Here is an 8,954-nt window from a genome sequence, read left to right on the forward strand (position 1 = left end):
CCAGTTCACCGCATCGGCGGCCTGCGCCGCGGTCTTCCCGTCCGCGAGCAGACGTCGAGCGGCCGCAACCTTGTTCTCAACCTTCTCCGGGTCCGGAGCCTTCTTGCCAAACTTCACCCCGCGGGCCTGTGCGGCTGCCACGCCGGCGCGGACCCGTTCGTTGATTAGTTCCCGCTCGTACTCGGCCAGCGTCGCAAACAAACCCAACTGCATACGACCTTGCGCGGTGGAAGGGTCCACGCCGTCGACCAGTGAGCGTAGGCCAATGTCCTGCTTGGTAAGCTCCTCCACGGTATTGAGGACATCGATCAGGGACCGACCAAGCCGGTCGATCCGCCAGCAAATGACCTCATCACCTTCGCGCGCGTATTTGAGAAGCTCAGTCATGGCCAGCCGCTCCCGGGCGGCTTTGGCGCCAGAGAGCTGATCGATGAAGATGTGCTTCTCTTTCACCCCGGCCTCCATCAGTGCGGAGACCTGCATCGAGGCGTCCTGGTCGGTGGTGCTCACACGCGCATATCCGAGAAGCATGGCATCAGTGTATGTCACGTAGATCCTCGTAGGGCCAGGGAGACATTGCGATGAGACAGAGTCTGTGCGACAAAATGACTCTTGCAACCGCATGTTTCGGAATGCCGGCGACCATGTTGCCTAAACATGAGCTTATGAGACGAGTGCCGATCCACAGGTCGGTGCTGCGTTCGGCGGTGGCAAGGGGGAGCGTTGGAACGCGCCCGTGCAAATGATGCGTCCGCTTGCATTACGGCGCGCAGGCCATTGAGGGTGGCTCCGGTGATGTCAATCCTTTGCGGAGGTGGACCGCGGTGGGGAAAGGACAGCACACAATCTGGGTTCATGAAGTATCCCCGCGGCGGCGTTAACGCTATCTCGGGTTCGGAGGACGGTTGGAGCCTGCGGCGACTCCAGGCAGGGCCGGCGCAGCCCCAACGTACCGGATGCGCGTTATGGCGGGAACGACTTCAGGATGCCCGGCAACAGCTATGGCTCGAGGGCCGCTACGATCATCCGGTCTCGACTGAATGTTGATCTGGGCGGATATGGGTGTGGCACCCGTCCCTGGTTGGGATGGGTGCCACGCTGCTTCTTGAGGGTAGGACTAGAGAAGTCCGCCCAGAAGGCCCTCGTTGTCGTAGCCGCCGTCAGTGCTGTTGACATTGGTGCTTTCGGCCGAGGTGTCGGTGTCGACGTTGCTGTCGGCGTCGGAATCGGCGTCAACGTTGTTGTCCACCTCAGGGTTGGCGGTGACGTCAGCGTCGTTTCCGCTGGCGATGCCGTTCAGGTTGTCGGACACGTCGGCGTCGATTCCGCTGAGCACGTTGTTGTTGCTCGCGATGTCACCGGTGTCGACCGTGTCGTTGAGGATGTTGCCCAGCGACAGGTTGCCGCTGTCGTCGACGCGATTGTCGGACACCTCAGTGGTGGCTCCATCGATATTGGTATCGGTGGTGTAGGCGCTGGCCATACCAGCGCCTCCGACGAGCATGAGACCGCTGACGGTGGTGACGGCCAAGGACTTGGTGAAGATGTTCTGCATAATGTTGCCTCCATATATTTCTATTGGAAATGGCGGACATTAGCGATTCGGGACGCACCCCCTTACCGGATTGGTATGGACTGAGATTTTTTTCGAATCCACGCGAACTGCCCGCTATATCACCGTCGGAGCGGTCGAGACGGTTCCGTAGTTCTGAGCGGTGTTTGATCAGAAGTCGGCGACGGCTTGCCTGATGAGCCCGTTCTGGGGAGTAGGCTTGTTAGTAGTGACACGGGGTGCCCTGGCGATTGGGGCTGAGATAAGACCCGTTGAACCTGATCTAGTTTGTACTAGCGAAGGGATGTTGCAGATGACTTGTCGCCTGACACCGGACCGTGTCTGTACTTTACTTGAGCGGCTGCGGGAGGCCACGCCTTTGGTGCAGTGCTTGACCAATACTGTGGTGACGAATTTTACGGCGAATGTTCTCTTGGCCATTGGTGCGGCGCCGGCCATGGTGGACGTTCCCACAGAGGCTGATCCTTTCGCCCGCATCGCATCGGGCATGCTGATTAATTTGGGGACTCCGCACGAGGAGCAGCGTACCGGGATGGTCGAAGCGGCGCAGGCCGCCGGCGAGGCCGGCACCCCTTGGGTTCTTGACCCCGTTGCGGTGGGTGTTCTGCCGGCCCGTACTGCGTTGGCCGCCGACTTGCTGCATTATGCTCCCACCGCAATAAGGGCCAACGCATCGGAGATTATTGCCCTAGCCGGTCTGGGTGAGGGCGGACGCGGGGTGGACGCCGTCGATACTGCTGAAAGCGCCTTGGAGGCCGCCGGTCGGCTGGCCCAGCAGCATGGTGCGGTGGTGGCCATCTCCGGCGCAACAGACTTGATTATCGACGGCACCGACATCATCCGGCTCAGCAACGGCCACCCCTACCTGACAAAGGTCACGGGCGGTGGTTGTGCCTTGGGAGCAGTGACGGCGGCCTTCCTCTCCCTGGATGATGATCGGCTCGCGGCGACGGCTGCTGCCACCGCCGTTTATACGGTTGCGGCGGAGATAGCCGCCGACGGTGCCGGCGGTCCTGGTAGTTTCGCCGTCGCTTTTCTGGATGCCCTGGCCACCCTTGACGCCGACGCAATCCTCTCCCGGGTCGCAATCTCATGACCGGCCGTGACCGCCACGCGTTTGCCCCTGGCATTTACTTGGTTACCGACACTCAGCTGTGCGGGTCCCGCGGCGTCGTGGAGACGGTCAAAGCAGCGGTGGCCGCAGGTATCCGCACCGTGCAGATCCGGGACAAAACCGCCAGCGGAACAGATCTCTACGACTTGCTCTTCCAAGCCGGCCAAGCCGTCGGAGACGTCGCCACAGTCCTGGTGAACGACAACGTCGATGTTTATCTCGCAGCCCGGGCTGACGGCCCCATCGTGCATGGGGTCCATATCGGCCAAAACGACTTGTCTCCGGCGCAGGTACGGGCGATGGTCGGTCAAGAAGCCATTATCGGGCTGAGCGCTAACACCGAAGGGCACCTCAACCAGGTGCATGCGCTGCCCGGGGACACCGTTGACTATCTCGGTGTGGGGGCTATTCGTCCGACGTCGACAAAACCGGACCATCCCGTGCCGCTGGGCCTCGCCGGCTTTCAAGCGATCGTCGCGGCAACAAGACTGCCCTGTGTCGCGATTGGCGGTGTCGGCCTTGCGGATGTGAGGCCGCTGCGCCGGGCAGGAGCGGCTGGCGTGGCGGTCGTATCGGCGATCTGCGCAGCGGACGATCCGTCCCGCGCCGCTGCCGACTTGGTGAAGGAGTGGACCCAATGAGCACAGCTATCCCGCGGGTATTGAGTATTGCCGGCACCGACCCGACCGGTGGTGCCGGGATACAGGCGGACCTGAAAAGCATTGCCGCCCACGGCGGATACGGTATGGCGGTGGTCACCGCGTTGGTGGCGCAGAATACCCACGGCGTTCGGTCAGTACACACACCGCCGCCGGAATTCCTGCACGAGCAGCTCATCGCCGTTAGCGACGACGTCACCATTGACGCGGTTAAGATCGGCATGCTCGGCAACGCCGAAACCATAGGGGTCGTCGATGACTGGCTGGGCCGCGGCAAAAGCCCGCTGGTCGTGCTGGACCCGGTGATGATCGCCACCAGCGGAGACCGGCTGCTTGAGGCAGCTGCGGAAGAAGCTATCGGCCAGCTGCTGCACCGCGTCGATCTGGTCACCCCGAATCTGCCCGAACTTGCCGCACTGCTTGGCGAACCTGCGGCCACGAGCTGGTCGGAGGCCCTTGAACAGGGGCGGCGGCTCTCCCATGCTAAATCCGTCATTGTCCTGGTCAAGGGCGGACATCTTCAGGGGCAGGACTGCCCGGATGCGTTAGTCGATGCCGCCAACGGACTACCCGATGGCCGGCAGGTCTTTGAAGTGTCGGCCGAGCGGATTGATACAGCCAATACGCACGGAACAGGGTGCTCCATGTCCTCTGCGATGGCCACCCTGCAGGCCCGGCTGGGTGATTGGACAGCGGCATTGACTCTGACTAAGTCCTGGTTGCAGGACAGCCTGGCCCATGCTGACGAACTGAACGTCGGCTCCGGCAATGGGCCGCTCCATCACTATCACCAGCTCTGGAACGGCGGTATGCCGTCCGGAAAATGAGGGACGGACATATAACGCTAACGGCGCTTCCACTTTGAACCATATTCATTCGTCCTGAAAACGGAGGAGATTCTATGAAACTCGCAGAACAAATCGTCTTGGTCACCGGCGGTGGACGAGGCCTTGGCCGCCACATCGTCGAGGCCTTCGCAGCCGAGGGTGCACGGGTGGTCGTCAACTACCGCAACAGCGCCGCCGCGGCCGAAGAACTGGCCGGCCAATACGGAACCGGACAAGCCATCGCCATCCAATCGGACGTCACCGATGCTGACCAGGTAGCGGAAATGATGGCCGGAGTGGAATCTCATTTCGGGGCCCCGGTCACTACCGTGGTCAATAATGCCCTGGCCGACTTTTCCTTCAATGGCGATGCCCGTGCCAAAGCCAATGACATCCAATGGGCCGACTTCGACGCCCAGTTCTCCGGCAGTGTCCGCGGTGCCCTCAATACCACCCAACAGGCGTTGGATGGCATGCGCGGCCACGGTTTCGGACGCATCATCAATATCGGCACGAATCTGTTCCAGAACCCGGTGGTTCCGTACCACGACTACACCGCAGCCAAGGCGGCGCTACTGTCATTAACGCGCACCTTGGCGGCAGATCTTGGACAACACAACATCAGCGTTAATATGGTCTCCGGTGGCCTGCTCCGTACCACTGATGCCAGTGCCGCGACTCCGGAGGAGGTTTTCGAATACATCGCCGCGTCAACGCCTCTGCGCAAAGTCACCACTCCGGCTGAGTTCGCCGACGCTATCCTGTTTTTCGCCTCGCCCTGGGCCCGATCCGTTACCGGGCAGAACCTGGTCGTCGACGGCGGACTGGTGATGGACTAGGGGCGGGTTCGGCTATGTCTGAGGAACGGCAGCTGCACTTTAATGCGTTTCTTATGGGCGCAGGCCACCATGGTGCCGCCTGGCGGCGGCCGGAATCACCGCTGGAGCAACTTGGCGACATTGGCTTCTACGAGCGGCTCGCGCAGACCGCAGAGCGAGGCCTGTTCGACGCGGTGTTCTTCGCCGATGGGCAGGCCATCGGGGATCCGGGTGCCGGGCCCCGGTGGTTCCTTGAGCCATTGACGGCGCTGGCGGCGATGGCCCGGGCTACCCGCCGGATTGGGCTGATCAGCACCGTCTCGGCGACCTTTTACACCCCCTTCCATGCAGCCCGGATGCTGGCCTCACTGGACCACATCAGTTCCGGGCGTATCGGCTGGAATGTGGTCACATCAATGTTCGATGCGGAGGCCCGCAACCATGGGTTGGATGCTTTGCCGGCCCATGATGAGCGGTACGCGCGGGCGGCGGAGTTTATTGAGGTGGCACTGCGGACCATTCGGGTGAGCACTTCCGCGTGGAGGGTCCGTTGACTGTACCGCGGCCGCCGCAGGGACGTCCCGTGCTCTTCCAAGCCGGAGCCTCCGGGCCCGGGCGGAATCTGGCGGCCCGTTATGCGGAAGGGATTTATGCGGTCGCTTATGACCTTTCCAGCGCCCAGAGCTACTACAGGGACATGAAGGCCCGTATTGCCGCAGAAGGCCGCAGGCCGGCGGATGTATCCATCATGCCCGGGCTGGTGCCCTATGTCGGTTCCACGGAAGCTGAGGCGTTAGCCAAACAAGCCGAGGTAGACGCACTGCTGCCCGTCGAGCAGTCACTGTCTCAGTTGGGCACGTTCGTGCAGCAGGACTGCAGCAACTGGGATCTGGACGCACCTGTACCAAGGTTGGCGCCTGTGGAACAGTTCAGCGGACCCAAGGGCCGCTATATCACCATCCTGCGCATCATCGAGGCCGAACAGCCTACCGTCAGGCAGCTTCTGGGGCGCCTCGCGGCCGGAGGCGGCCACTGCACCATGGTCGGTACCCCCGAACACATTGCGGACGGCATTGAACTCTGGTTCCGTTCCGGCGGCGCGGACGGATTCAACCTCATGGCCCCGCTGCTGCCCGATTCTCTCGACGATTTCGTCGACCATGTCATCCCGGTACTCCAGGGGCGCGGACTATTCCGCAAGCGCTACACGTCCGAAACTCTGCGCGGGCACCTCGGCTTGAGCCGGCCGGCGGTTGGAACGTGACCGGCGTGCCGGTTACGTCCGCTACCTGTACCCGGCACCTGAGGCTTTGCTAACGTAAGTATGGTAAGTGTACTTATTAATTGCTGCCGGGGCGGATCCAAGAGTCTGCGGGATGCGGCCGCCAGCGCGTATATGTGAGGAGTACTCATGAAAGCAGTTGTCTTCAAGGAACCTTTCAAGCTTTCCGTCGAGTCGGTGGACGATCCCAGGATTGAAGAGCCGCTCGATGCGGTCATCCGCATCACCACGGCTAATATCTGCGGTTCGGATTTGCACCCGTATGAGGGGCGTGCGGATCTGGATGCTGGCATGGTCCTCGGCCACGAGAACATGGGCGTCGTGGAAGAAGTCGGTGTCGGGGTCAACCGCATCAAGGTCGGCGACCGGGTCTCTGTACCGTTCAACCTGTCCTGCGGTACATGCCGGAACTGCAACAACGGCTACACCCAAGCGTGCCTGCGCGCCAATCCTGCGGGTACGCCGGGAGCCGGCTACGGGTACCCCATGATGGGGCCGTACTGGGGCGGGCAGGCCGAACTTCTTCGTGTCCCGTGGGCCGATTTCAACCTCCTGAGACTACCCGAGGGCAAAGAACACGAGTCCGACTACACCATGCTTTCGGACATCCTCCCCACCGGCTATCACGGAGCGGAAATGGCGATGGTGGCCCCGGGAAAGTCTGTTGTTGTTATGGGCGCCGGACCGGTCGGGCTGATGGCCGCGCATAGCGCCATGCTCAAAGGCGCCTCCCGCGTCTTCGTCGTAGATAAGGAACCGGACCGTCTGGCGCTGGCCGAAAAGGTCGGCGCGACCGCCATCAACTTCGCCGATACGAACGCAGTCGAGGCCATTGACGAAGCAACGGGCGGTGCCGGCGTCGACTGCGGCGTCGAGGCGGTAGGCTATCAGGCGCACGACAGCCATGGGGACGAACATCCCGAAATGACGCTGGACAGCCTGGTGCAGATGGTCCGCGCAACCGGGCACATCGGCGTCGTCGGCGTCTTTGTTCCCCAGGATCCCGGGGCCGCGACTGACTTGGCCAAGGAGGGGCGGATTCCATTCGCCTATGGTCAGGCGTTTGCCAAGCACATCAGTATTGCCGGAGGTCAGTGCCCGGTCAAGAAATACAACCGGGAACTGCGGGACATGATCATCAGCGGCCGGTCGGAACCGTCCTGGATTGTCTCCCACGATCTGTCTCTGGACGAGGCCGTGGACGCGTACGACAAGTTCGACAAGCGCGTCGACGGATACACCAAGGTACTGCTGCACCCATAGCAACACGAATGAAAACGCCGGAGGGGCAACCCTCCGGGAAGGTTGGATGAGCTTGGCTGAACAAGCGAACGGTACTCTAATCTCGCGGACCTGATTGCCCGTATTGCCCAGTGCGAGGTCGCCGCGTTTGAGGAACTTTACGCATTAACGATCACACGGGTTTACGGTACGGTCAGGAGAGTACTCCTCGATCGGACGTTGAGCGAGGATGCCACCCAGGACGTGTATGTGCAGGTCTGGTTCACCGCTCATAAATATAATCCTGATGTAGGAAGCCCCATGACGTGGCTTCTGATGATCGGCCATCGCCGGGCTGTGGACAGGGTCCGCGCTGAGCAGCGGTTCTTCGGACGCAATACCAAATACGAAGCGCAGTCCTGGCCCGGTGAACAGGATCCCGTTCCGGAGCTTGTCGACCGTCTGGTGGCGGGTGAAGCCATCGGGCGGTGCCTCGGGTGATTAACGGCTTTCCAGCACGAGTCGATTTACCTTGCCTACTACGGCGGACTGACGTACACCGACGTAGCTAAAAAGCTTCGCGTAAAGCCGTCAACTATAAAATCCAGAATCCGCGACGGCCTACTCCGTCTAAGAACCTGCTTGGAAAAGCAGGGCTTGGACCGGCATTCACTCTGAAATCAGTGCCGAAGGCGGGGATGCCCGAAGACAAGAACGCTTGCACCGCCCATGGCAAGAGGCGATTCGGACCATATCCCTGCGCGAGCTGCCCGCCATACCATAGCCCACTCTGGCAGCTCCCGGTAAGAGCTTAAGGGGATTGAACCTTGTGCTCGACCGGGGCTGCCCATGGTTGTCAGCTGATTTCGGTGAGTGTGCCGTCAGCCACGGAGTAGATGAAACCGCGGATGTTTTCTTTGTGTCCGATGAAGGGATTGGCTGTGATTCGGGCGAGGGATTGTTTGACGTCTTCGGCTGAATCCTTGAAGGATTCCGGCGCCCATCCTGGCCGTAAGCCTGTGTCGGCTTCGATTTGTGCTTTGAAGTCATCGTCGGTGAAGGTGAGCATGCCGCAGTCGGTGTGGTGTATCAGGATGATTTCGTTCGTGCCAAGGAGGCGCTGGCTGATAGCCAACGAACGAATCCCATCCTCGGTGATGACGCCGCCTGCATTGCGGATCACGTGGGCGTCACCCTCGTTGAGACCCAGCAAACCGTAAGGGTTCAGCCGCGCATCCATGCACGTCACGATGGCTACGTTACGTGCCGGCGGCATCGGCAGGTCAGCGTTATTGAAGGTTTCGGCGTAGCTTTGGGCGTTTTCGATCAGCTGGTCTGTGACAGTCATTCTTTTGGTGTCCTTTCAGTAAATCCATGCCGGTTGCGGTCATGGTGAAAATCAGTGTGGTATCGGGGTGATGATCCACGCTTTTGGAGCAGGGGCAGGCTGGACGGTATCC

The 8,954-nt window shown here is 61.2% G+C and carries 9 protein-coding genes, 2 pseudogenes and 1 riboswitch; of the genes and pseudogenes, 8 read left to right on the top strand and 3 right to left on the bottom strand.

Annotated features, from left to right (window positions below):
* Both Y707_RS0116560 and Y707_RS0116565 read right to left on the bottom strand, forming a co-directional pair.
* A partial coding sequence (locus Y707_RS0116560; protein ID WP_253905217.1) for a recombinase family protein occupies positions 1 to 549 on the bottom strand: 549 nt, incomplete at its 3' end.
* A gap of 568 nt (positions 550 to 1,117) precedes the next feature.
* Positions 1,118 to 1,555, bottom strand: coding sequence for a hypothetical protein (locus tag Y707_RS0116565; protein ID WP_026535904.1), 438 nt, complete (start codon positions 1,553 to 1,555; stop codon positions 1,118 to 1,120).
* A 222-nt stretch (positions 1,556 to 1,777) separates the two neighbouring features.
* Positions 1,778 to 1,874: riboswitch (TPP riboswitch) on the top strand.
* Here Y707_RS0116565 and thiM point away from each other — a divergent pair.
* The 8 genes and pseudogenes from thiM to Y707_RS33535 form a co-directional block, all read left to right on the top strand.
* Complete coding sequence (gene thiM, locus Y707_RS0116570; protein WP_216699277.1) at positions 1,857 to 2,669, top strand: hydroxyethylthiazole kinase; 813 nt, start codon at positions 1,857 to 1,859, stop codon at positions 2,667 to 2,669. (Overlaps the previous riboswitch by 18 nt.)
* The gene (gene thiE / locus Y707_RS0116575; protein ID WP_026535906.1) at positions 2,666 to 3,328 is read left to right on the top strand and encodes a thiamine phosphate synthase; all 663 of its coding nucleotides are present in this window, start codon (positions 2,666 to 2,668) and stop codon (positions 3,326 to 3,328) included. Before thiM ends, thiE begins: the two co-directional genes overlap by 4 nt.
* Positions 3,325 to 4,173: a bifunctional hydroxymethylpyrimidine kinase/phosphomethylpyrimidine kinase gene (thiD, locus tag Y707_RS26915; RefSeq protein ID WP_035782221.1), complete on the top strand. Its 849-nt coding sequence runs from the start codon at positions 3,325 to 3,327 to the stop codon at positions 4,171 to 4,173. Before thiE ends, thiD begins: the two co-directional genes overlap by 4 nt.
* A 74-nt stretch (positions 4,174 to 4,247) precedes the next feature.
* Positions 4,248 to 5,012, top strand: a complete 765-nt coding sequence (locus tag Y707_RS0116585; protein ID WP_026535907.1) for a 3-oxoacyl-ACP reductase — start codon at positions 4,248 to 4,250, stop codon at positions 5,010 to 5,012.
* Positions 5,013 to 5,026: 14 nt separating this feature from the next.
* Positions 5,027 to 6,255: pseudogene (locus Y707_RS26920) on the top strand (LLM class flavin-dependent oxidoreductase).
* Positions 6,256 to 6,402: 147 nt separating this feature from the next.
* Positions 6,403 to 7,536 (top strand): glutathione-independent formaldehyde dehydrogenase, encoded by a 1,134-nt coding sequence (locus Y707_RS0116595; protein ID WP_026535908.1) that lies wholly within the window; start codon positions 6,403 to 6,405, stop codon positions 7,534 to 7,536.
* Positions 7,537 to 7,686: 150 nt separating this feature from the next.
* Complete coding sequence (locus Y707_RS26925; protein WP_442853304.1) at positions 7,687 to 7,995, top strand: sigma factor; 309 nt, start codon at positions 7,687 to 7,689, stop codon at positions 7,993 to 7,995.
* A 12-nt stretch (positions 7,996 to 8,007) separates the two neighbouring features.
* Positions 8,008 to 8,172: pseudogene (locus tag Y707_RS33535) on the top strand (sigma factor-like helix-turn-helix DNA-binding protein); the annotation flags it as partial.
* 178 nt (positions 8,173 to 8,350) lie between these two features.
* On the opposite strand, the gene Y707_RS0116605 reads toward Y707_RS33535, so the two are convergent.
* Positions 8,351 to 8,842 carry a beta-class carbonic anhydrase gene (locus Y707_RS0116605; protein ID WP_026535910.1) on the bottom strand — a complete coding sequence of 164 codons (492 nt, stop codon included), beginning with the start codon at positions 8,840 to 8,842 and terminating at the stop codon, positions 8,351 to 8,353.
* Positions 8,843 to 8,954: the final 112 nt, after the last annotated feature.

It is taken from the genome of Arthrobacter sp. H14, from assembly GCF_000520495.1.
Taxonomy (GTDB): Bacteria; Actinomycetota; Actinomycetes; order Actinomycetales; family Micrococcaceae; genus Arthrobacter_C.

Coding starts and splice junctions, on each gene's coding strand:
- Y707_RS0116565 (WP_026535904.1), bottom strand. CDS start 1,555: ATGCAGAACATCTTCACCAAGTCCTTGGCCGTCACCACCGTCAGCGGT.
- thiM (WP_216699277.1), top strand. CDS start 1,857: ATGTTGCAGATGACTTGTCGCCTGACACCGGACCGTGTCTGTACTTTA.
- thiE (WP_026535906.1), top strand. CDS start 2,666: ATGACCGGCCGTGACCGCCACGCGTTTGCCCCTGGCATTTACTTGGTT.
- thiD (WP_035782221.1), top strand. CDS start 3,325: ATGAGCACAGCTATCCCGCGGGTATTGAGTATTGCCGGCACCGACCCG.
- Y707_RS0116585 (WP_026535907.1), top strand. CDS start 4,248: ATGAAACTCGCAGAACAAATCGTCTTGGTCACCGGCGGTGGACGAGGC.
- Y707_RS0116595 (WP_026535908.1), top strand. CDS start 6,403: ATGAAAGCAGTTGTCTTCAAGGAACCTTTCAAGCTTTCCGTCGAGTCG.
- Y707_RS0116605 (WP_026535910.1), bottom strand. CDS start 8,842: ATGACTGTCACAGACCAGCTGATCGAAAACGCCCAAAGCTACGCCGAA.